This window comes from uncultured Roseobacter sp., assembly GCF_947501835.1.
Taxonomy (GTDB): domain Bacteria; phylum Pseudomonadota; class Alphaproteobacteria; order Rhodobacterales; family Rhodobacteraceae; genus Roseobacter.
Map to the genome: position 1 here is coordinate 142,257 of NZ_CANMXR010000003.1, position 22,851 is coordinate 165,107.

A 22,851-nucleotide genomic window follows, 5' to 3' on the forward strand; every position below is an offset into this window, starting at 1 on the left:
GCTCACCGGTTTGCCGAGAAGGTAAACATGGACTGCAGGGCATACATCACCCGGTCCAAGAGGAAGCCGATGATCCCGATGGTGAAGACCGCCACCATGATCTTGGCCAGCGACTGGCTGGAGCCGTTCTGGAATTCATCCCAGACGAATTTGCCCAGGCCCGGGTTCTGCGCCAGCATTTCCGCCGCGATCAGGACCATCCAGCCGACCCCGAGGCTCAGCCGCAGCCCGGTGAAGATCAGCGGCAGCGCCGAGGGCAGCACCAGTTTGGTGATCTTAGTCCAGGTGTTCATCTTCAGCACGCGGGAGACGCTGACGAGGTCCTTGTCGATGCTGCTGACCCCAAGGGCGGTGTTGATCAGCGTGGGCCAAAGTGAGCAGAGCGTGACGGTAATGGCGGAGATCAGGAAGGATTTGGAAAACATACCGTCATTGCTGGCGTAAACGGCAGAGACGATCATGGTCACGATCGGCAACCAGGCGAGCGGAGAGACGGGTTTGAAAATCTGGATCAGTGGATTGAGGGCGGCATTTGCAGTGGCCGAAAGACCTGCGGCGATGCCCAGCGGGATGGCGATGATCGAGGCGATCATAAAGCCGAAGAAAACCGTTTTGATCGAGGTCCAGATTTGCTGGTAATAGGTCGGCTTGCCGGTATAGGTGCGGTGCTTGACCTTATCGGCCTGACCATCGGCAACCAGCTTGGCGTTACGTGTGTCCTGACGTTCGTAAAAGGCCGCTTCCTTTTCACGGGCACGGTTGGCGTCTTCGTTCAGATTGACCGCCTGTTCCCAAACCTGCGCCGGTCCGGGGACTGCCCCCAGTGACGTCTGTACCTTTGGGGCCAGATTTGCCCAGGCCCCCAGAAAGATCGCGATGGCCAGCAGCGGCACGCCCAACAGTCGCCAGATCTCGCCAAACTGTGCCTTGGGATTGTCCCCGGCGATGGCTTTCAGCACCGGTGTCATCCAGCTGAGGCCGAGCACTTGAAACCAGTTGTCGAGCTTGTTGATCCGGGCGAAAAGGCGCGTGCGCCGGGCGTCTCTGTCAAGGGAAATGGGGTCAATGGCGGTCATGTCTGGCGATCCTGTGACTAGGGATTACAGCTGGGATGCCCCGCCCTGCGTGAGGGCGAGGGAGAGGTGAAATCAGCCCTGAACCTCGTTGCCGACGATCACCTGCTCGCCCTTGAGGCCGATGGGCAGGCTGTCGAGATAGGCGTTGGGGGTTCGGCCGTCGTAGGCGATGCCGTCAATGATGTCCTCGGCGGGGGTCGGGGCCTTGAACCCGTCACTGTCCCAGGGGAAATCCGCCTCATTGGCCATCCCTTCGTCCACCAGCATGCGCGCGGCCTGCAGGTAGATGTCGGGGCGGTAGACCTCCTTGGCCGTCTCTACAAACCACTCATCGGATTTGGCCTCAGCGATCTGGCCCCAGCGGCGCATCTGCGTGAGATACCAGATCGCGTCCGAATAGTAGGGATAGGTGGCGTTGTAGCGGAAGAAGACGTTGAAATCCGGGATCTCGCGTTTGTCACCCTTTTCGAACTCAAAAGTACCCGTCATCGAATTCGCGATGACATCGTAATCGGCCCCGACATATTCCGACCGCGACAGGATCTCGACCGCTTCGGGGCGGTTGGCATTGTCGTTTTCATCCAGCCAGATCGCGGCGCGAATAAGCGCTTTTGTCAGCGCCAGCGTCGTATTTGGATAGCTTTCGGCAAATTCCGCGGTGATGCCAAACACCTTTTCGGGGTTGTTCTTCCACAGTTGGTAGTCGGTGATCACCGGCACACCGATCCCTTTGAACACCGCCTGCTGGTTCCAGGGTTCTCCGACGCTGTAGCCATAGATCGTGCCTGCTTCCATGGTTGCGGGCATCTGCGGCGGTGGGGTCACGGAAAGCAATACATCCGCGCCGATCTGGCCGGAAATGTCATCGGGCGAATAATACCCGGGTTGCAAACCACCGGCTGCCAGCCAGTAGCGGATTTCGTAATTGTGGGTGGAGACGGGGAAGACCATGCCCATGTTGAACGGGATGCCCTGATCCTTGTAGTCCTCGACAACGGGCGCAAGCGCGCTGGCGCTGATCGGGTGTTGCGGGCGGCCATCCTCCATCAGGGGGATGTTCGGCTTCATCTGGTCCCAGATTTCATTGGAAACCGTGATGCCGTTGCCGTTCAGGTCCATAGAAAACGGTGTGATGATATGCGCTTTGGTACCGTAGCCGATGGTTGCGGCCAGCGGCTGCCCTGCCAGCATATGCGCACCGTCGAGTTGCCCGCCGATCACGCCATCCAACAGAACCTTCCAGTTGGCCTGCGCCTCCAGCGTGACAAACAGACCTTCGTCTTCGAAATAGCCATTTTCGTAGGCCACGGCGAGCGGCGCCATATCGGTCAGCTTGATAAACCCGAACGTCAGCTCGTCTTTTTCCAGATCGAGCAATTCGGCAAAGGCCGAAGTGGCAAGCAGGCTTGCCGTAAAGGATAATGTGAGAATTTTCTTCATCAGGTTGGTCCCTTCAGATCGGAGGCGCAGAGGCCGCAAAAGAAAAAGCCGCACGTAGGTATCACGGGGGAGGACCGTGAAACGTACGAGCGGCTTTGCTCAGTTAAACATGTGTGCCTACAGCGGCACCCAACACAAAACTTTGGGCATCTTTGCCCTGACCCGACTGTGCGGTTAGTCCGGGATGCGATCAAATAAATTGACGTGCTGCGGTGCAAAAAAATGCTGCAATGCAGCTAGCGCTCAATAATTGATCATTTCTCGGTGCCGTTTTCGTAGGTTTTGCCGTCAAAAAAGGCATCAGGTGCAAGAATCATATGGCCCCGGGTTGAAGAAACGGCCGTTGAATGGCGCATCGCGCCTTCGATTTTTTCCGAGGCACCCGGCAGATCGACACCGACAGGTCCGAGATTGTCCCGGTAGAGGTCCGTTCTGAAGCAGGCCTTGGCCTTGGCGATATCATCCGCCGCCGCGCCAATACGCCTGGCAATCCACGCGGCCTGACTGCGCCAGGGAAAGTTGGCGGCATGTTTGTTGAAAACCAGAAATCGGTCAATTTGCGTGGGCAGGTCCTCTGCCTTGGGGGACAGCTGGCCGGAGATTGCGGGGTCAATGAGATCCGGCGCGAGGTTCAGGTGTTCGCTGCGCGCCAGTATCTCAACGGCCAGTGATTTGTTTGTCGATGTATCAAGCCAGCGCGCCGCCTGATGTACCGCGCGCATCAGGCCCCGCACCCGGGTCGGGTGATCCTCGATCCACCGATGTCGCGCGGCCAGCACTTTTTCCGGTGCGAAGGCCCAGATCGCGTTGCCCGGAAGCACCAGCTCAGCCACCTCGCGCGACACTGCAACGCTGCCCCAGGGCTCGCCCACCCAAAATGCGTCGATCTCGTTGCGGCTGATCGCATCGGACATGCGCGGCGGGGGGACGGCGACAATGTCGACCGATAAATCCGGCTGCCCGTTTTCCGCCAGCCAGTATTCCAGCAGCAGCCGGTGCATCGAAAAGTGAAAGGGCACGCCAATGCGCAGGTGATCTATCCCCGCCGCGTTGAGGCTTTTGTGTAGCTGGGCCGCTTGTCCGAAAGCCGGCCCGTGATCCGCTGCGCGCAGTTTCTGCGCGAGCGGGGTGGAGAGGCCGAAGACCGTTCCGTTGACCGAGAGCACCATCAGCGCATCGATTTCCGCGCTCAGCCCGCCCAGACCGAGCGACATCGCGACGGGCATCGGCGACAGCATCTGCGCTGCGTCCAGATGGCCCAATGCAAGCATATCGCGCAGCGCCGACCATGAGGGTTGTTGCACGAGATTGAGGTCGATACCTTCCTCTGCCGCAAAGCCAAGCTCCTGCGCGATGATCAGCGGGGCGCAGTCCACCAAGGGGACATAGCCGCAATTCAGCACTGTTTTCATCATGACAGCAGGTCCGCCGCGGTGACCAGCGCCTGGGCCACATCAATCACCTTGCGCCCCTGATCCATCGCCGTCTTGCGCATCAGCTTGTAGGCTTCATCCTCCGACAGGCCGCGGCGGCGCATCACGATGCCCTTGGCCCGGTCAATGGTCTTGCGATCCTCCAGCGCACGTTTTGCGGCGTCGAGTTCGGATTGCATCTGTTTCATGATCTGAAACCGCGCGATGGCGGTTTCGATCACCGGCCTGATCCGGTTCATTTGCAGCCCGTCGACAACATAAGCGCTGACGCCCGCGGTGAGGGCCGCTTGCGTCAGGTCGGGATCGGTGTGGTCGACAAACATGGCAACGGCGCGGGCTTTGGTGTCGGAGACCTGGCTGAGGTGTTCCAGCGTGTCCCGGTCCGGGTTGGCCAGATCGATCAAAACGATATCAGGCTGCCGCGATTTGATCGCCTGATCCAGCCGGGCGGTTTGCCCCAAAGCATGCACGTCCGACCACCCCGCCGCATTCAGGGCCTGGGTGATCTGGGATGCTTTTTCGGGGTTATCTTCCACCACAAGGATGCTGAGGTCTTCGCGCATGTGGTTGCGTAGCATCCATGGTTGCCAGTGACAGGGATCAGAAGCGGATTGCCCCCTGCGCGGCGTAAGCTGCTCAAAATCCGTGCAAATATGATCTTCAACGCATAGGCATTATTCGGTTTGTGAAGAGTTGCAGGATGCGCGGAGCGAAAAGGCCGTTAATTCCCGTCGGCACCTGTTGCCAGATCGTTTCGGTCCAAAACGGTCTGCACAGCAAGATGAAACACGTGCTGAACCCGCATGGCAGGCGCGTCGGCACGGGACATCAGCCCGACAGGGCCGCGCGTCATGGCGGTATCAAACGGCAATTGCACCAGCAGACCATCCGCCAGTTCATTTGCCACAACGCCACCGGAAATAATCCAGACCGCATCCGAATGTCGCGTATACGCACGGCCCAGTGCGCCGGATACCGTTTCGATCTTGTTCGGAAGCTCCCCGATGCCATGTGCGATCAAAAAGCGCTCGGCGGTCGGGGCGATAGCCGCTGCCGGTGGCGGGGAGATCACCGGATAGTCGATAATGCGCTGGACGTCCGGGTTTGCCAGCAGCGGGTGGCCAGTGCGAACGACGAAGACAACCTGTTCGGTATAAAGCTGTGTGAAGGTCAGGCCCTGCATCGTGTCGGGATCGCCCAGGCGGCCGATGACCAGATCAAGCGCACCCAAGCGCAATCGGTCGACAAGATAGTCATGCGGGCCGTCCAGAACCCGCAGCATCCCGTTCGGTGCGAGATGCGAAAACTCGGTCACAACCTCCGGCATCAGCGTGGCTGCGACGCTGGGCAATGCACCGACATTCAGCCGTTCCTTGAGCGCATGATCCGCGGTTTCCAACCCGTTAAGGCCCTGCTGCAGACTGGCCAATGACATTTGCGCAAAATGCAGAAAGACCGCACCCTGTTTGGTCAATGTCACACCACCCCGGTTGCGGCGCATCAGCGTGGTGCTCAGGATACCTTCCAGTTCTTTGAGCGTTTTGGAGATTGCGGGCTGGGTCAGGAATAACTTCCGCGCGGCGTGTTTCAAGCTGCCCTCGCGCGCGATTTCGACAAAGGCCTCTATATGGCGATATTTGATGCGCCGATCCATAATAGTTTCCAAAAACGGTAATTTAAATATCTGAATACTCATTTTTATTGCTAAAACCAAACGAGTAATTTGGCCCGGGAGGGGTTCGACGTGAAGACGCAGGTTGTAATCATCGGGGGCGGTCCGTCGGGTCTGTTGTTGAGCCAACTGCTCGACAAAAATGGCATCGACAGCATCGTGCTTGAGCGCAGAACCAAAGCCCATGTGCTGGGTCGTATTCGGGCCGGCATTCTGGAGGTTGGCCTGGTCAATCTGCTGCGCGAAGCAGGGGTCGCCGACCGGCTGGACCGTGAGGCGTTTTTGCATGAAGGCACAATCCTCTCTTTCGAGGACATGCAGTTCGGCATCAGCTTCAAGGAGCACACTGATACGCCCGTAACCGTATATGGGCAGACCGAAGTCACCCGCGATCTTTACGCCGCACGCGCGGCGGCGGGCGGTAAAATCGAATTCACCACCGAAGACGTCACCCTCCACGATGCCCGGTCTGACGCGCCCTATGTGACCTATACGGTGGATGGCGAAAGCCGCCGGGTCGATTGTGATTTCATTGCCGGGTGTGACGGGTTTCATGGCGTTAGCCGGACGTCAATACCGGAGGATGTTCGGCGAGAATATGAGAAAATCTATCCTTTTGGCTGGCTTGGGATCCTGTCGGAGACACCACCGGTGTCCGACGAGTTGATCTATGCATGCTCGGCGCGTGGTTTTGCGCTCTGCTCCATGCGCAATGCGCACCTGAGCCGATACTACATTCAGTGCGACCTCGACGATCAGGTCGAGAACTGGTCGGATGACGCATTCTGGTCGGAGCTCAAACGCCGGATCCCCAGGGAGGCCGCCGACAGGCTTGTAACCGGACCATCGATTGAAAAATCCATCGCGCCGCTCAGGTCATTCGTCTGTGAGCCGATGCAATGGGGGCGGTTGTTCTTATGTGGTGATGCCGCTCATATCGTTCCGCCAACGGGCGCCAAGGGTCTGAATACAGCGGCGTCTGATGTGCACTATCTCTACCGGGCGCTGACAGCGTACTACCGGTCGGGGGATGAAACGGGCCTTGCAGGGTATTCGGAAAAAGCGCTGGCGCGGGTCTGGAAAGCGGAACGGTTCAGTTGGTGGATGACCAGCCTTTTGCACCGGTTCCCGGATCAGACCCCCTTTGATCTGAAGATGCAGCAGGCCGAGATCGAATTTCTGCGGTCCAATAGAGAAGCGCAGAGCGTCTTGGCGCAGAATTACGTGGGATTGCCCTATTGATGCCGGGCAGCGCATCAAAGCGACATTTGTCGACGGCCCTCGGCGCGCGCCACGACACCGTCATACTGGCCAGGAGGACACAGGATGTCTGATCGATTGAAAGCGGGTAATGCCTTGCGCCGCAAGGTTCTGGGAGACGCCCATGTCGATCGCGCCGAAGAGGGCAAGACGCCGCTCGACGCACCATTCCAGGATCTCATTACCGAAAGCGCATGGGGCAATGTCTGGGCCAGCGATGCCATCACGCTGCGCGAACGGTCGATGCTGACGCTGGCCCTGTTGGCGGCGCTGGGCAACTTTGACGAAATCCCGATGCACATCCGCGCCACCGCCCGTACCGGTGCCAGCAAGACGGACGTGCTGGAAGCCTTTCAGCATGTCGCAATCTATGCCGGTGTGCCGCGCGCCAATCACGCCTTGAGGCTGGCCAGAGAAACCTTTGAAGAGATGGAACGATCAGCACGCGGCGAAACTGAAGGTCAGGGCTGACCCCATGACGCGATAGGTGTCGGCGGCGTCACGGCGTCTAGGCCGCAAGCGCCTCCCGGATCAGGCCGCTTTCCGACCCTGAAAACGGAAACCACTTCAAAAACGTCTCCGCGGAAAAGTCTGGGGTGACATCCCGCACCCGCGCCAGATGTTGCGTTGCGATATCCCCGCGATCCGCAAGAAGGGCGCAGAGCGCGGCGACAGCGTAGACCTGAACATTGGCGTTTCTGTGCGATGCCGCCCGTTCGCTGTGCACCATCGCGGCCTTCACATTTCCGCTTAACGCGAGAGATTGGGCCATGACGCAATGAAAACTGTACCCCACCGGATCAAGGGGGCTGATCCGGTTTGCATAGGCCGCATGTGTCATCGCCTCTTCTTTGTGGCCCGCGATCAGGCAGGTCCAGGCCAACAAGTTGCGGGCGTTTACCGAATTGGGGTTATGACGGCAGGCCTGGCTCATCCAGAACATCCCCTCGTCGCGGCAGCCTGACACGATCAGCGTAGATCCAAGCGCGGTCATCGCATCGGGGTCAAATTCGTCCAACTCAATGGCCGCGCGGGCCATATCCGGGGCCAAAACCAGCCGCGGTGGTTCGGTCGGTCGGGTCAGCAGCATTTCTTTGCGGAACTGCAGCGTCGCCTGAGCCGCGGCAATGCGCGCCGACGAAGGCTCAAGCGCGCGCGCCATAGCCAATAATTCGGACAGTTCCGTGATTGTTTCTCGCGCGGCGGCAAACCTGTGGCCTGACGCGCGGTGGTAAAGACCCCAGGCATCCAGATCCTTGATCGGCGTCAGGCGCGCGATGCGGCGCAATTGTGCTTCGATGACCGCTTCCACGCATTTGGCAATTTCCTGGCCGATCTCGTCCAAAACATCGAACAGATCCGATATGGGGCGCTCAAAATGCTCCGCCCAAAGCAAGCTTGCTGTTTTGCGGTCACATAGCCGCGCCATGACGCGCATGCGATTTCCGGAGATGATCACCGATCCCCAAAGCGCGTAACGCACATGCAGCGCCTCTGCCACCTTGAGAGGTTCGACATGAGCGACTTCGGACGCTGTGGCACTGGCAAAGGCGGACACAAAGAGCCACCTGGATTTGGCAAGACTTGCCGCAAGATCCCGCGTCAGCCCTTTGCTCAAGAGGGCGGTCGACGTGTCGGTTGAGATTGCCTCAAAGGGCACGACAACCAGCGAGGGGTGCTGAAATGAACACTCAAGCTCAGGCGCGTCTGGTTCGGCTTCTTGCGCGGGCGCTGTGCTTTGCATCTGTCCCAAAAGGCGGTACCCGGATTTTGCAACCGTCTCGATATACTGCGGTTGGCGGGCGTTGTCGCCCAACGCGCGTCTCAGCTCGGCAATGGCCTGCGTCAGAACCTCATCGACAACGGCAACGTCGGGCCATACCCGATCCAGCAGTTCCTGACGGCTGACAACACGCCCATTTGCGGCGAGAAGGATCGACAGCACGGTGGCGGATTTGGGTGTTAGTCTCGTCTCGACACCGTTTAGTGAAATGGTGCGCGCATTCGCATCGAATGCCGTTTCTGGCAAAACCCCGGCCATGGAAAAGTGACCTTTCTAAAATACCAGTCCATTCTTGACCGGCTGAAATCATAAAAATAATTTGGTTGTTTTAGTTGATTAATGTCCATTTGGGAATCCGTTACGTGTTCACATTTTGCTGAGAGGCGTCGATCCGGGGGTTTTCAACGCCTGAAGGTCACACCGCGATACTCTGCATAGAGGGATAGGGAAACGCTTTCACGTGCCGCGAAAAAGCTGGCGATGACCGGTGGTGACGTTGGTGAGACGTCCCTGTCTCAACCTGGGTTTGATGCGATTTCCGAACATGTGAGTGGTGCTCACTGGGCCCAGAAAACGCGCATTTCCGCCGCAAGGCGAAGGGGCGCCGCGCTTTTCTTTGGGGTCGCGGCGCCCTTTGGTTACGAGGAGACTTTTGGCAAGGATGGGTCGCTCCCCCATTCCGCCCAGGACCGATGATAGACCCGCACCTGGGGGTAGCCGAGCAGGCGCAGCGCCACATAGCTATGTGCAGAGGCCAGACCAACCTGGCAGTGTAGTGTCACGCTATCGTCCATCGCGATCCCCTTCGCTTCGAAGTTTTTGCGCAGCTTTTCTGCCGACAGAAAACGATTGCCCTCACCCAGGTTTTGCGCCCATGGGATGTTGATGGCCCAGGGAATATGACCATCGGTGTACATTTTGGTCGGGCGCACATCGATCAGCTTTTCGCCGGGTTCGGAGCGATGTTTCAAGACGTAGTCCGCACTGGCAAACCGCCGGGGGCTCGGTGCGGCCTGAAACCGTGCCCGTGCGTGATGAAAACGGATTTTGGTTGTGGGGCCGTCAATCGCGCGCCATGCATCATATCCTCCGTTCAGGAGCGCGACGTTCTGGTGACCAAGGTATTCCAGCAGCCAGAACATCCGTGCTGCATGAAATCCGCCGCGATTATCGTAGAGGACGACCCGGTGGTCCGCTAAAATGCCCAGCCGGCTCAGCAACCGTTCAAGCTCCGGGATCGTCTTGAGCGATCCGCTGATAGGACTGTTCGCTGCAACAACGGCGTTGGGATCAAGATGCCGGGCGCCGAGGATATGCCCCGCGTCGTAGGCGTCTTTTTTGCGCACATCGATCACAACGATAGCTGTTGCCGTGCCCTCAGCCTGCGATGGGGTCATCGCGGAAATGGCACCGATCAACTCATCAGGCTCGACAAGCAAATGGGGATTTACGTAGCCTTCGGTCACGGTCTCCGCTGCGGGCAGATGGGGCAGTGTGGTGGCCGCGGCGAGTGACAAGATTGCAAAACTGCGGCGTGTAAGTTCCTGTTTCACGAAATTTCCTTTCAAAATAAATCAGGTCTGCAGCGCGCGTACGAGCCGCAAATATGGCAAAGGGGTTTTCCATCCGTTCGGAAAGCGCGCCTGCGCTTCCTCATTGGAAACTGAGGGGGCGATCACCAGATCCTCGCCGTGTTTCCAGTTGGCCGGTGTCGCCAATTGATGACGCGCCATCAATTGCAGGCTGTCGATGGCGCGGAGCACTTCGGTGAAATCACGTCCCGTGGTCATCGGATAAGAGATCGTCATCTTGATCTTTTTGTCCGGTCCGATCACGAAGACGGTGCGCGCGGTTGCATTATCGGCAGCGGTCCTGCCCTCCGATGTGTCACCGGCCTCCGCTGGCAGCATGTCGTAGAGTTTTGCAATCTCCAGATGGGTATCTGCGATCATCGGATAGTTCGGAGCGATGTCACAGGCGGTTTCGATGTCATCCGACCAGCGGGTGTGGTCTTCAACGGTATCAATCGACAAGGCGAGCAGTTTCACACCGCGGCGGTCAAAATCCGGCTTCATCCGGGCAACAGCACCCATTTCAGTGGTGCAAACCGGCGTGAAATCCTTTGGGTGCGAAAAGAACATGCACCAGCTGTCTCCGACCCAATCGTAGAAATCGATGGTGCCTTGCGTGCTTTGCGCGCTGAAATCTGGTGCGATACTGTTTATGGCGAGGGGCATTTTATTTTCCTTTAATATTTACTGGGCTGGATGCGGTGATTTACCTGCGTCCGGCGCTGACGGAGTATCGAAGCCGCCCTCGTCAATCCTGATGAAGTTCTGAGAAAACTCTGAAAGCTTTGTGAGAGAGAGTGGTCGCACGGTTGCCCAGAGCACCCGCGCGCTGTCCTGGATCTTTCAACGCTCTTCTAATGAGGGCGCAAATCGTCAAGGCGACCGAAGCCTCATGCAAAAGCTGGAATTTCGAGAAAATGCACCGCCCCGACAAGGTCGCAGGCCACAATGCGGCGCTGTTTGCTGGACGCCCAGACCGCCAGCCATCCATCGTTGTTGCAAAAAGCGCTCAGCCGTTTTGAGGATGGTACGTCCCAGACTTCCACCCGGCCGCCGTAAGTTCCGACAATCAACCGCGCCTCATCTTCGGTAAAACAAAGGGCGCTGACGTAGTCGTTGTCGGCGGGGCGCAGTTCTGTCGTTTGGCGCATGTTGCTGTCAGTGATGTGCACGTGACCCTTTTTGGTGCCAACCGCAATCTGGCCTCCCGCAGCGGAAATCGCGACAGCCGAGGCCGTGACATCAGCCGCCCAAAGAAACGGGACGTCCGAACGTTGGCCACCTGGACCTAGATCATAAAGGAGCAAGGCCGGCACATCGTCCAGAACCAGGGCACACTGCTGCCCATCGGTCGTCAGCGCGAGGCACGGATCATAGGCGGTTTTAAATTCCGCTATGGTTTCGGTCTGCCACTTGGGCGCTTGCCAGGTCACCAGCTTTGTCGCTGGCCACCCACTCCGCAGGCTGACCAGTTTAGTTTCTGCCAGTCTGATTACATCAAGCCGGGAAGGGCACTCGCCAACGGCACTTTCTGGAGCGCGGTTATGGACGCTGACAACACCATCAGATGCTTCAAAATCCACCTTCAAATGGCTTATGCTGTCGCCTTCCAGAACCACAAGCGCGTTCCCCTCGGACGTGGCGCTGAGCCCTGAAACTTCTCCCGAAATCTCGATTGTTTTCAGACAACGCCCATCGGCCAGGTTCCAGATGCGAATGGCATCACCGGGGGTGCGGGCGCCACCTGTCGCCACCAACCCATGTGCCGTGAGAGGTACGACAAATTGCGCGCCGTTGGCATGCCGCTCAACAGCGTCGGTGCCGACCAGGTTTTTGATGTCCCAGATGCGCGCGCCATCGACTTTGTGACCGGTGATTGCGCGGTTTGTCTGTTGGTCGAGGTGCAAGCCGTAGACCTGTGAGGGGTTTGGGCATGATCCGATTTCGCGAAAGCTCTGCGTGTCCCATAACCGCAAGGCGCCATCCCACCCCGAGGAAAGCAGGTTTGCATCTGCGTTCGTGAAAACGAGACCTGAGAGATGAGACCCCTCTTTCCCGTCAGGCCCGCCGTTCAGCAACCCGATCGGCCTGCCCTCTGGCCAGGATATCAACTGTAGTTGCATCGTATTGATGCCCAAAGCCAGCGTGCTGCCATCTGCCGAAAAACAAATTTCCCTGATGGGCTGCGTGATCGTGATGCCGGTGGGTTCCGTCTCTCCTGTATCGGGGTCGATGATTTCGACCGTCTTGTCGTTGGCAAGTACGAGCTTTGGTTGGTCAGGCAGAAAGCTGATCGCTTGCGACTCGGCATTTTGGGTGAGAGAAACGGCTTTGGGGTCTTTATCCGAAATGTTCCATATTTGGAGCGCGCTGGTCTCTCCCGTTTTTGCTTCTATGATCGCGGCAAGCTTTGTTCCGCACCGCGAGATCGCCATATTGACCACCTGCTTGCCCGATGAATCCCGGACGGTACGCAGCGTCATTGCGTCGACATCAAAGACGGTGATGCGGCCCTCCCAATCGCCCAGAAACCAGCGCCCACTTTGCTGGCAGTAGGCCGAGCAAGAAAATGACGCGTCCTCAAGCGCCTCTTTGTATTGGGGGGTGCCGGTAGAGGTCTGCCAAACATGCAGCACACCCATCTCTCCACCTGCCATTGCCAAGCCACGTGCCTCATCCACTGCGACCGCAGACATCGCAAAGACCTCATCACTATCGAGGCTTTCGGCGGTGCCGGGCAGCACCCGTCGCAGGGGATCGCCGGCTTGTCGCAATGCCGGGGTCAGAGCCCGCAAGATCGATGATTTGGCGCTGGCCGAGGCTTGCGCGACCAGTTGCGTCAGCCTTGGGTTGGCATGATTGACCAGCCTTGCCTGCAGTTGAGAGGCCAAGTGATCCGGTTCAGCCAAAAGCAGACCATAGGCCATGTCAAAGATGCTTATGATATCTTCGGTTGCCTTCGCATCATCGGCTGTGAGGTCGTTCTGCCCTTGCATCATGCGCAAATCTTCGATGAAGCCGAAAAAATCCGCTGCAACGCGCCTTTGCATCAGGCTGAAATCAAACAACAGCGCACAGGCCTCTTCAATGCGGTTTACCTGCATCAGATGGTGGGCGGTTGCCGTCATGGCATAGGATGTCATGACGGCTGGATTACATTGAAACAGCCCCCAGCCATAGTCTGCGAGCCTGCGATGTCCTGCGGTTTCTGCGACCGCATAGGGGCCGGATTTCTTTCGATCCAACAACCACTCCAGAACGGATAGGTGGAACACCGCCAGCTTGTCGCCCTCGGTAAAGAGAATTGATCCGCAGCTTTCGATGATCTCGTCTCCGTCGTAATCGGTCCAGTTCAGGATCTGTGCCAACTCCAACTGGGCCATGGGCTCGCGGGCCGTGGTCAAAACCTCAAACAGCGGGCGTTGCGCTGATTTGTAGATGCCTATGTCTGGAAACTGGCGTTTGAACGTTTGCAAGAGCATGGCTGCAAAGCCGGAAGGCAAGGCATCTGTCGCCTCAAGGTCAAGGCGTTTGGTCGCAATTTCGCGGCAAACCCAAAGTGCGTAGAGGAACGACCCTTCGCACCGGCTTTCGATTTTATCTATGGTTGCCGGGGCGGGTGGCGTGGCCAGTATTTGCTCCAGTCTGCTCCGCAGAAAGGCCGCCAGGTCCGTTCCGTTCGGCTTTTGCGCCTCAAGGCGAAAAGGGGACAAGTGTTGAAGCGGCAATGAAACCTCGGGTTCATTCGGGCGGCTGGTGACTAGAAACCGGAGCCAGTCAGGTGTTCTTTCGATGTCATTTCCGACAATGTTGACCAGTGGGTTTGCACCGTTGTGAGACGCCTCATCGAGTGCATCGATCAAGATCAAAAGACTTTCGCCGTCTGGCAAGGTGATGCCCGCCAAGGGTTGAATGAACAACTCTTCAAACAGAGTTTCAGCGCTTTGTTCGGACAGAATCTCTTCAAGCGGTAAAGCGTTCAACCGCGCCTGATAGTCCGGCAGGCGCATGCTGAGTTGAAAGGCCAAAGACGTCACAGCCCGGTGCGCGTCACTCTTGCGGGCATGGCCATGCTGACAAAAATGGACGGCTGCAAGCTCGGGCAACTGCGCCGTGAGCCAGGCAGACAGCGCAGTTTTACCCGTACCTGGCCCTCCCGTGAGCCAAAATGCGCGCTCGTCCCCTTGCAGCCAGGCCTTGATTTCATCCAAAACCCAGGTGCGGCCCGTAAACCCATCAAGATGGCGTGCAATGTCGGTTTGGAAAGACAGCGGATCCAGCCGTTGGATCAGACGTTGTGTTGTGCCGGCAAAGTCCAGATCGTCGGTTTTGATCGCGTGCAGGAGCCGTTGAAATTTCACCTGATATACGTCTTCATCGACGTGCCGCGCATCGCGCATATCAAGCCATTGAATGCGGGTAATCGAAAGTGGTGGTTCAACTGTTTCTACCAGAACCGGAATGATTTTGAGCTGTCGGGCCATCGCCCGCGCCAGTTCGTTCAGGCAATAGCCATCAGGTCGCCTGACGGAATGTGGGGTCATCAGGAGGATGAAATAGCCCATCTCCGGGCGTTCAGAGACCCACTCGAGACCTTCCTCGATGTAGCGCTCCCAGTCGCCGCCTGGGCACAGTTGTTCCGCGTCAAACCAGGTCTCGTACCCGGCGTTTTCGAGGTCAGATTTTATCTTTGCGGCGAAAAGCGCCGTGTGATCGTGTCCGTAACTCAGAAAAATGCGTTTCATTCAAAACGTCCTCTCCCAAAGGACTCTATTCGGTAAATCTGGTTTAGTTGATCGCGACCAATTCGTCTTTCTGGATGAATAAAGTTGGAGCAATATAACTTAGATGAAGGCCTTGCCGCCCAACGCTACCACAAAACGTGGGCGTTGATGCGGTCTTAGGTGGATTTTGTTGCTGTCTATGAGGCCAGCCTCAACGGCAGCACCATGGGGCTCGGCCCCATTTGATGATGTGGCAACTCTTTTTACAGAAATAGACATCAAGCCCAGCCGGTTGGTCGGTCTTGCATTTCTTCCGTCGATCTGACACGAAAAAGTCACCACAGGGGAGCCGCGTAGAGCCGCGGCTGAGATGCGGGCGCATGCCCTCGGACCCTCAAAGCTGATCTGGATAATGCCAGCGTAGCAAGGAGGACAGAAATGTTTGCAGGCGCGCAAGTTTCCCTTTACCCGATGACAGACGGGTTTGTTGATCTCATTCTATCATCGCTCAACGCCCTTGATCCGTGGCGCGACAGATTGCGGATCGAAACCGATGATATTTCAACCCTGATCGTCGGACCGCCCGAGGTGCTGTTTCCGGCATTGCGTGACCTTTACGCAGCGGCGGCGGCTTCAGGCCAGCATGTTGTGTTGCGCGCTACCCTGTCACGCGGCTGTCCCGGTGAGCCTGATGACCCGATCTGCCAGACAGGAGCGCTTGCCAATCCGTCAGAGCTGCTGGCGTCACGCCAACAGAACGCGCTAACGGCCATCGCTGCGACACCGCAAAAGGGCCAGATGGCGGATGCGCAGTTCTCCTTGTATGTGATGGGGGCAGGCGATCACATGGCTGAGATCATGGGCTGTATCGAATTCCTCAAGCAAAGCGGTACCTTTGATCGGTCGAAAAACTTCTGCACGCGCCTCGCGAGTGATGCAGGCCCGGTCTTTGCCACTCTGGAGCAGGCATTTTGCCAGTTCGGCCCCCCCAATGGGCATGTCACGATTGATTTGACGGTATCCGCCAACAGCCCATCCAAGCGCTGAACAGATGCATCGCCCCTTGCCTCGCCGTCCCGGCGAAGGTCTTACCCGTAGCTTTCCCGCCGTCCTGAGTCTGGTCAGCGCCTTCGCGATCTGGGAGCTTTACGTTCGCGTCTCGGGGATATCCCCGCTCGTGCTGCCTGCACCTTCGCGGGTGCTGGATCAGATGGTACTGAACCGCGCCATTCTGTGGCACAACACGGTTCCGACCGTTAAGGCCACGCTTGCCGGGTTTTCCCTGTCGCTTACGGTGGCCTTTGTCTTCTCCGTTGTGCTGGATTTCACACCGCGCGTGCGCCGTGCGCTGCTTCCGATTTTTGTCGTGAGCCAGACGTTGCCGCTTGTCGCCATCGCTCCTTTGGTCGTGTTGTGGTTCGGTTTCGATCTGACACCAAAAATATTGCTGGTGACGCTTGTGACGTTCTTCCCGATGTTGGTGGCCCTGCTGGATGGATACGCCGCCACCGACCCCGAAATTGAAGACTTGCTGCGCGCCATGGGCGCCTCACGCCGCACAGTGTTTCGCCGCGCGCGGTTGCCATCTGCAATGCCGTATTTCTTTGCAGGGCTGCGTATTTCGATCACCTATGCGGTCGTGGCGGCGATCTTTGCGGAATATGTCGGCGCCCGCGCGGGCCTGGGCATTGTGATCCTGAACGCCAAGAACAGCTTTCGACCTGACCTCGTGCTGGCGGCCGTTGTCATCAGTTCGGCCCTGACGCTGGTGTTGTTCGCTGTCACTGCCCTACTGCAACGCATCTTCCTGCGCTGGCGCGACCTGGGAGATGGCAGATGAGCATTCTCGAGATGAAAACCGTCGCTGTCACCTTGGGCAACACCGCAGTGCTGGACGACATTTCGATGCGGGTGGCCGAAGGCGAATTCGTATCAATCCTTGGCCCGTCCGGTGCCGGGAAGTCCACCATTTTCCGACTGTTGACCGGGGCATTGCAGCACTTCCGCGGCACGATCACCTGCAACGGGCATCCGTTGGCGCAAAATCAGCAGGGCTTTGCGTTTATGCCGCAGCGTGACGCGCTGATGCCCTGGCGGCGGATCCTCGACAATCTGACCTTGGGGCTGGAGGTGCAGGGCATGACCCGCAAGGATGCGCGCGACCGCGTTATGCCGTTTCTTCATGACTTCGGGCTGATCGGGTTTGAGCAGCATTACCCGGCACAACTGTCGGGTGGGATGCGACAGCGGGCGGCTCTTTTGCGCACCGTTGTGCAGGCGCGGCCCGTGCAATTGCTGGATGAGCCCTTTGGCGCGCTGGACGCGCTGACGCGTACACGGATGCAGAAGTGGTTCGAAGAGCGCTGGCGTGCTGCGCGCTGGACCACGGTGCTGGTCACCCATGATGTCCGCGAGGCCGTAGCACTTTCCGACCGCATCTATGTGCTGTCGTGCCGGCCTGCACGCGTGATCGCCGAAGTTGCCGTGTCCACCGCACGCCCGCGCATGGACCGCGCTATCACAGCCGAAGCCCACGCCCTGGAGGCGCATCTTCTCGACATTTTACTCAATCAAACCGGAGACCAGATATGAAACACCTGATTGCAGCCGCCTTGCTTTGTGTGAGTTTGCCTGCCTGGGCGCAGGAACGCCTGACTGTTGCCCTCGACTGGACACCAAACACCAATCACGTCGGTCTTTATGTGGCGCAGGCCAAAGGTTGGTTTGAGGACGCGGGTCTTGTTGTCGATATCCTGCCCTATACGGATACATCCTCCGGCACCCTTGTGGCCACCGGAGTGGCCGAGTTTGGGATTCTCAGTGCCGTGGGTTTTCACAGCCAGCGGGCGAGCGGTGCGGATATGACTGTCGTTTTGGCAGTCGTGCAGCATGAGACCGGGCGGTTGGTCTTTAACGGCGAACGCGAGGACATTCAGCGCCCTGCAGATCTGGACGGGATGACCTATGCGGGTTTCGGCAGCGCGTGGGAGGAGGCGTTGATTTCAACCATCATCCGCAACGACGGCGGCGAAGGGGTTTTCGATACTGTTACATTGGGGACGTCGGCTTATGAAGCGTTGGCCAATGGCAGCGTGGATTTCACGCTGGAGGTCAGCACGTGGGAAGGCGTGAACTCGGTGCTGCTGGATCGTCCGCAACGCGCCTTTCGCTATGCCGACTTCGGCGTTCCGGACCAGCATACGACATTTTTGGGCGGCAATGGCACTTGGCTAAAGCAAAACCCCGACGCCGCCCGCGCGTTTGTTCAAGCCGCGCAGCGTGGCTATCAATTCGCCGCCAACAACCCTGCAGAGGCTGCTGATATACTGATTGCCGAAACCGCCGGGATGATGTCGAATCCCGACCTTGTACACGCCTCGATGGTGGCGCTGGTCGAGGGCGGATTTCTGCAAGACCCCGGCGAACCGGTAGGTCTGATCGACGAAGAGATGTTCGTGAATATCACACAGTTTTTGTTCGAGGCGGGCATTTTGCGTGGCGAGGACGGCAGACAACTGACCGAAAGGCCGGATGTCTCAAGTTGGTTCACAAATGACTACCTCTTGCCTTTAGACTGACCGCTAACATCAAGATGGTGAGTGGCATTCATCTTGAGGGTTGCATCAACCAGGGTCACCAACGCGCCGCCAGATGGCGACTGGAAACCCGCGTCGCGTGAAGATGGATATCGCGATCATCCCATTCATTTGATGGGTATCTGGCCATCGCCCCCGTTGCTTCAACAAACGCGAGGGAGCCAACATTGCGCTTGGCTCCCTTTCAACCAAAAGCGAGGAAGTCAACGCCGAAGGAGCAGGTATTGCGACCGAAGCGGGCTGTCATGACAAGGATATCCGACGCGTGGTCGGCTTAGCCAATCGCTTAGACAGTTGCGTCTTCATTGGCCACGTCAGCAAATGACTTGAAGAACTTCGCGGCCAGCTTTTTGGCTGTGCCTTGGATCAGACGGCTTCCCAGTTGGGCAAGCTTGCCACCGATCTCGGCCTTGGCTTCATATCGCAGGATGGTCTGATCTCCGTCAGCGGTGAGCGTGACATCTGCGCCGCCCTTGGCATGGCCCGCAGCGCCACCATTGCCTTGGCCAGTGAGCGAAAACGCATCTGGCGCGCCCGCTGTGTCCAATTGCACGTCGCCGCTGAAGCGCGCCTTCACAGGCCCCACCTTCAGGACAACTTTGGCGGCAAGCTCGGTATCAGAGTGTTTGACCAACTCCTCACAGCCGGGGATGCATTGCTGCAAGACTTCCGGATCATTCAGCGCGGCATAGACGCGGTCTTTTGGGGCGTTGATGATGACTTCGTCGGCGAGTTCCATGATATTTCCTTTGCTAACAACAGGGGAATCTGATGTGGTCTGCTTGTTCCGGCGTCAAAGCGATTTTCTGACGCAGGCGGCGCAGGATGTTCATCCAGTTTTTCATTGCACGGTTTCCTTTCGGGCCAGCAGCGCCTGATAGGCGTCGGGTGTGTCTACATCGGCATAAAACCCTTGTGCTTTCAGCGCATGTCGCTGCACCAGATCCGGGTTTTCACGGGTGAAGCGCATGCACCCGGGACGGTCAGGGTCTTCCAGTAGACGCGGCCGAAGTGCCTTCGGGATCACGATGGGGTTGCCGCGTTTGTCTCCGTTAATGGGTATGGAGATTTTGGCGGGGTCGCCCGCGATATGCGCCCGAAGGAGTGAGCTGATGTCACCTGCGTTCAAGAGCGGCTGATCCCCTAATCCGATCAGCACCAGTTCCGCCGACGGACAGGCACGCAGCCCGCAGGCAACCGAGGTTTGCTGGCCCATCTCGTGGTCAGGATTGAACGCAAAAGTGACGTCGATGTCTTCAAGCGCGCTTACAATCCTGGCTGCGTCACGGCCCGTGACGACAACAATCGGCCCTGCGATTGCCGCACGATATTGCAGGACAACATGTCGGATCATCGGCATGCCGGAGACGGGCAGGAGCAGCTTGTTCTGATCGCCCATACGGCGCGATTGACCCGCTGCCAGAATGATCGCGGCGACATCAGTCATCGGCTTTGCCTTGAAAGACGCGGCGTCTCTGTTGCACCAGTTCGGCCAAAATCGAAAGTGCAATTTCCTCCGGCGTTACGGCTCCGATGTCGATGCCGGCAGGCGCTTTGATGGTTGCAATCGGCGCGTCACCGACACCGGCCTTGCGCAGCTTGTCCGCCAGAACCGCGAATTTCTTCTGGCTGCCGACAAAGGCGATGAAATTCGGCTTGACCTGCAATGCGGCCAGGAGCGCGTCCAGATCCCCTTGGCCTTGTGTCGCAACGACCACCGCATGGCGTTGGTGGGTAATGGTGTCTCCGAGCACGCTTTTGATGTCCCAGTGAAAACTGGGCGCGAGTGCTGACAAAGCGTTGGCCACCGGCGAGTTTCCAACGACCGTCAGCACCGGCATCGGCAGGCAAGGTTCGATGAAAATATCGACACTGCCACGCGAGGGGCAGCCATTGCGGGCAAAGCGCGTACCGTCCACCTCCTCCCCGGCGGTGATCCCTTTCTCGGCCAGCAGCTCTTCCGGGGCGACGGACACCAGTTGCGGCGCCCCTGTTTTAAAGGCCTCGACAGCCGCGCGTTTGACAGCGCCGCGCGTGCAGCCGCCGCCAAGCCAGCCCTCCAGAATGGTGCCATCGCTGCTCAACAGGGCTTTTGCGCCGGGCTTGGCCGCTGTCGCCCCGGCGGTGCGCACAATGGTTGCAAAGGCAAAGGGCTCACCCTGTGCGCGCAGGGTTTCCGCCGCTTCGGCCAGATCAGAGGAAAGGATTTCTGCCGGTGTCATAGCGCTGTCAGCTCCCGATCAAGGGCGGCCAGATCGTCCAGCGTGTTGGCGGAGGCAAAGAGATCAAGATGTGGGAGCGCCGCCGCCATGCCTGCCGCGACGGGCGCGTAATCGCGCCACCCTTTCAGCGGGTTGAGCCAGATGATCTTGCAGCCGCGCTTTTTCAAGTCCTCGAGGGCCGCGTCCAGAACGTCGGGCGGGGCCGTGTCGTAGCCGTCCGAAAGGATCATGACGACGCTGCGCCCATCGACAAAGCGCTTGGCGTAGGTTCTGGCAAAGCGAGCCAGAGACGGCCCAATCTCGGATCCGCCACCAAAACCGTCCGCCATCAAAGACATGCGTCCAATTGCCCGCAGGGTATCCTTGTCGCGTAGGGCTTCGGTGATGCGGACCAGACGGGTGTGGAAGAGATAGGCGTCTGCCGTGGGATCACTGCGCATGAGCCCGGCCAGAAACGCCAAAAACACCTGCGCATAGACCGTCATCGAGCCCGAGACATCACACAGCGCCACGATCTTGTGGGGTCGGTCGGGGCGGTGTTTGTGTAGCAGCCGTACCGGCTCGCCTCCGGTCGCAAGGCTGGCGCGGATGGTCCTGCGAAAATGCAACCGGTCCCCCTTGCGCGCGGCGATCCGGCGGCGGGACCGGCGGTCGCGCAGGGCGGCGCCCAACCGGCGCGCAACCCCTTCCGCCTCTGCGATGTCTTCGGGACGGACCAGATCCCGAAGGTCTTTGCGCATCAGATTGCGCACCTCCGTCGCAATCAACCGGCCTTCGCCCTCGCTTTCTGCCTCACCGTCACCGCCATCGGGCGCATTCGCCGACCCGGCTCCACTGGCGTCGTCGCCTTGCGCTTCGCGGGACGAATGCACGCCGTCATCGCCCTTGCCAGCTGGGGTTTGCACGATCTTCTGTTTCACGCGGCCCGCGTCCAACCAATAGCTGTCAAAAAGCGCGTCAAACTGGTCGATCTCTTCTTTGCACCCCGTACAGACCGCTTTCAAAGCCTGACGGCTGTGTTCCGGCAGGCTCGCGTCCACCTCGCATAAGGCAGCCAGCGCGAGATCAGTTTCGGACACACCAAGGCGCAATCCGTTTTCCCGCAGATGCGCCATGAACCCGACGACCCGCGCTGCCGGGCCGGGATCACGACTGGCAAAGCGGGTGACGCGGCTCATGCGGCGCGCCCGGCGATGCGGCCTGCGACCTCTGGGGTGATATGGGCGCGGTCGCTTTGGGTCTTCAGCAAGGTGCTGAGCGTGTGTTGCAATGCCGCCGGATCCGCCGTCAGGTCTGCGATGCCAAGCCCCATGAGAGCGGCGGCGAAGTCGAGCGTTTCGGCAATACCGGGTGTTTTCTGCAGATCTTCCGCGCGCAGTTTCTGCACAAACCCCACGATCTGTTCGCCCAACCGTGCCTCAACGCCTGGACAGCGGGCGTTGAGGATCGCGAGTTCGGTCTCCCGGTCGGGATAGTCCACATATGCGTAAAGGCAGCGGCGGCGCAGCGCATCCGACAAATCGCGCGTGCCGTTGGAGGTGAGGATCACGATGGGTTTGGTTGTCGCCGAGACGGTACCAAGCTCCGGGATCGTGATTTGAAATTCGGACAGGATTTCCAGCAGATAGGCTTCGAACTCCTCGTCGGCGCGGTCAATCTCGTCAATCAGCAGAACGGGAGGTATGTCTTGCGTGATCGCGGCCAGCAGGGGGCGCTCCAGCAGAAACTCACGCGAAAAGATGCGCGCTTCGACTGATTGCCCGGTTTCGCCGTCTTCAGCGGCGGCGCGGATCGTCAGAAGCTGCCGTTGGTAGTTCCACTCATAGATCGCCTGCGCGGCATCCAACCCCTCATAGCATTGCAAGCGGATCAGTTTGGTATCGCGCAGCGTTGCCATGCTGCTGGCGAGTTGGGTTTTGCCCACGCCCGCGGCCCCTTCCAGCAGCAAGGGCCGGTCAAGCGTCAATGCCAGATGCATCGCAACCGTCAGATCGTCAGATGCAACATACCCATCCGCTGCCAGAGCGGTCTGTAGATCGGTCCAAGTCATTCTCAAATCCCGCGCGGTGGGCAC

The 22,851-nt window shown here is 58.7% G+C and carries 20 protein-coding genes and 1 riboswitch; of the genes, 6 read left to right on the plus strand and 14 right to left on the minus strand.

What is annotated here, in order from left to right; all coding sequences use genetic code 11:
* Positions 1-2: 2 nt before the first annotated feature.
* From Q1A20_RS07425 to pcaQ, 5 genes are all read right to left on the minus strand, one after another.
* Positions 3-1,076: an ABC transporter permease gene (locus Q1A20_RS07425; protein WP_299916623.1), complete on the minus strand. Its 1,074-nt coding sequence runs from the start codon at positions 1,074-1,076 to the stop codon at positions 3-5.
* A 72-nt stretch (positions 1,077-1,148) separates the two neighbouring features.
* Complete coding sequence (locus tag Q1A20_RS07430) at positions 1,149-2,516, minus strand: CmpA/NrtA family ABC transporter substrate-binding protein (protein ID WP_298974163.1); 1,368 nt, start codon at positions 2,514-2,516, stop codon at positions 1,149-1,151.
* Between the two features lie 254 nt (positions 2,517-2,770).
* Positions 2,771-3,931, minus strand: coding sequence for a CmpA/NrtA family ABC transporter substrate-binding protein (locus tag Q1A20_RS07435; RefSeq protein WP_299402618.1), 1,161 nt, complete (start codon positions 3,929-3,931; stop codon positions 2,771-2,773).
* Positions 3,928-4,512 carry an ANTAR domain-containing response regulator gene (locus Q1A20_RS07440; RefSeq protein WP_299403227.1) on the minus strand — a complete coding sequence of 195 codons (585 nt, stop codon included), beginning with the start codon at positions 4,510-4,512 and terminating at the stop codon, positions 3,928-3,930. The genes Q1A20_RS07435 and Q1A20_RS07440 overlap by 4 nt, the downstream gene beginning before the upstream one ends.
* Positions 4,513-4,670: 158 nt before the next feature.
* The gene (pcaQ, locus tag Q1A20_RS07445; RefSeq protein WP_299402619.1) at positions 4,671-5,603 is read right to left on the minus strand and encodes a pca operon transcription factor PcaQ; all 933 of its coding nucleotides are present in this window, start codon (positions 5,601-5,603) and stop codon (positions 4,671-4,673) included.
* 90 nt (positions 5,604-5,693) lie between these two features.
* On the opposite strand from pcaQ, the gene pobA reads away from it, so the two are divergent.
* Together pobA and pcaC are read left to right on the plus strand one after the other, a co-directional pair.
* Entirely contained in the window at positions 5,694-6,863 is a 1,170-nt protein-coding gene (pobA, locus tag Q1A20_RS07450) for a 4-hydroxybenzoate 3-monooxygenase (RefSeq protein ID WP_299402620.1), read from the plus strand.
* A gap of 84 nt (positions 6,864-6,947) precedes the next feature.
* Positions 6,948-7,352: a 4-carboxymuconolactone decarboxylase gene (gene pcaC, locus Q1A20_RS07455; protein ID WP_299402621.1), complete on the plus strand. Its 405-nt coding sequence runs from the start codon at positions 6,948-6,950 to the stop codon at positions 7,350-7,352.
* Positions 7,353-7,389: 37 nt separating this feature from the next.
* Here the strand turns inward: pcaC and Q1A20_RS07460 are convergent, their stop codons facing one another.
* The 4 genes from Q1A20_RS07460 to Q1A20_RS07475 form a co-directional block, all read right to left on the minus strand.
* Positions 7,390-8,922 (minus strand): winged helix-turn-helix domain-containing protein, encoded by a 1,533-nt coding sequence (locus Q1A20_RS07460; RefSeq protein ID WP_299402622.1) that lies wholly within the window; start codon positions 8,920-8,922, stop codon positions 7,390-7,392.
* A 380-nt stretch (positions 8,923-9,302) separates the two neighbouring features.
* On the minus strand, positions 9,303-10,217 hold the full coding sequence (locus Q1A20_RS07465) for a sulfurtransferase (protein ID WP_299916626.1): 915 nt from the start codon (positions 10,215-10,217) through the stop codon (positions 9,303-9,305).
* Positions 10,218-10,238: 21 nt separating this feature from the next.
* Entirely contained in the window at positions 10,239-10,901 is a 663-nt protein-coding gene (locus tag Q1A20_RS07470) for a peroxiredoxin (protein ID WP_299402624.1), read from the minus strand.
* A 224-nt stretch (positions 10,902-11,125) separates the two neighbouring features.
* Entirely contained in the window at positions 11,126-14,980 is a 3,855-nt protein-coding gene (locus tag Q1A20_RS07475) for a TIR domain-containing protein (RefSeq protein ID WP_299916628.1), read from the minus strand.
* A 311-nt stretch (positions 14,981-15,291) separates the two neighbouring features.
* Positions 15,292-15,404: riboswitch (TPP riboswitch) on the plus strand.
* Here Q1A20_RS07475 and Q1A20_RS07480 point away from each other — a divergent pair.
* The 4 genes from Q1A20_RS07480 (at position 15,398) to Q1A20_RS07495 (ending at position 18,537) form a co-directional block, all read left to right on the plus strand.
* The gene (locus Q1A20_RS07480) at positions 15,398-16,006 is read left to right on the plus strand and encodes a YkoF family thiamine/hydroxymethylpyrimidine-binding protein (RefSeq protein ID WP_299402627.1); all 609 of its coding nucleotides are present in this window, start codon (positions 15,398-15,400) and stop codon (positions 16,004-16,006) included. (Overlaps the previous riboswitch by 7 nt.)
* Positions 16,007-16,010: 4 nt before the next feature.
* On the plus strand, positions 16,011-16,799 hold the full coding sequence (locus tag Q1A20_RS07485; RefSeq protein WP_299402629.1) for an ABC transporter permease: 789 nt from the start codon (positions 16,011-16,013) through the stop codon (positions 16,797-16,799).
* On the plus strand, positions 16,796-17,551 hold the full coding sequence (locus tag Q1A20_RS07490; RefSeq protein WP_299402631.1) for an ABC transporter ATP-binding protein: 756 nt from the start codon (positions 16,796-16,798) through the stop codon (positions 17,549-17,551). Before Q1A20_RS07485 ends, Q1A20_RS07490 begins: the two co-directional genes overlap by 4 nt.
* Positions 17,548-18,537, plus strand: coding sequence for an ABC transporter substrate-binding protein (locus tag Q1A20_RS07495; RefSeq protein WP_299402633.1), 990 nt, complete (start codon positions 17,548-17,550; stop codon positions 18,535-18,537). The genes Q1A20_RS07490 and Q1A20_RS07495 overlap by 4 nt, the downstream gene beginning before the upstream one ends.
* 304 nt (positions 18,538-18,841) lie before the next feature.
* Here Q1A20_RS07495 and Q1A20_RS07500 read toward each other — a convergent pair whose 3' ends face one another.
* From Q1A20_RS07500 to Q1A20_RS07520, 5 genes are all read right to left on the minus strand, one after another.
* A complete protein-coding gene (locus Q1A20_RS07500; RefSeq protein WP_299402635.1) occupies positions 18,842-19,294 on the minus strand; it encodes a CoxG family protein in 453 nt (150 codons plus the stop codon).
* A 102-nt stretch (positions 19,295-19,396) separates the two neighbouring features.
* Entirely contained in the window at positions 19,397-20,002 is a 606-nt protein-coding gene (locus Q1A20_RS07505; RefSeq protein ID WP_299402637.1) for a nucleotidyltransferase family protein, read from the minus strand.
* A complete protein-coding gene (locus tag Q1A20_RS07510; RefSeq protein WP_299916631.1) occupies positions 19,995-20,777 on the minus strand; it encodes an XdhC family protein in 783 nt (260 codons plus the stop codon). The genes Q1A20_RS07505 and Q1A20_RS07510 overlap by 8 nt, the downstream gene beginning before the upstream one ends.
* Entirely contained in the window at positions 20,774-21,955 is a 1,182-nt protein-coding gene (locus Q1A20_RS07515; RefSeq protein WP_299916633.1) for a VWA domain-containing protein, read from the minus strand. The genes Q1A20_RS07510 and Q1A20_RS07515 overlap by 4 nt, the downstream gene beginning before the upstream one ends.
* Positions 21,952-22,827, minus strand: a complete 876-nt coding sequence (locus Q1A20_RS07520) for a MoxR family ATPase (protein ID WP_299916635.1) — start codon at positions 22,825-22,827, stop codon at positions 21,952-21,954. Before Q1A20_RS07520 ends, Q1A20_RS07515 begins: the two co-directional genes overlap by 4 nt.
* Between the last annotated feature and the right edge of the window lie 24 nt (positions 22,828-22,851).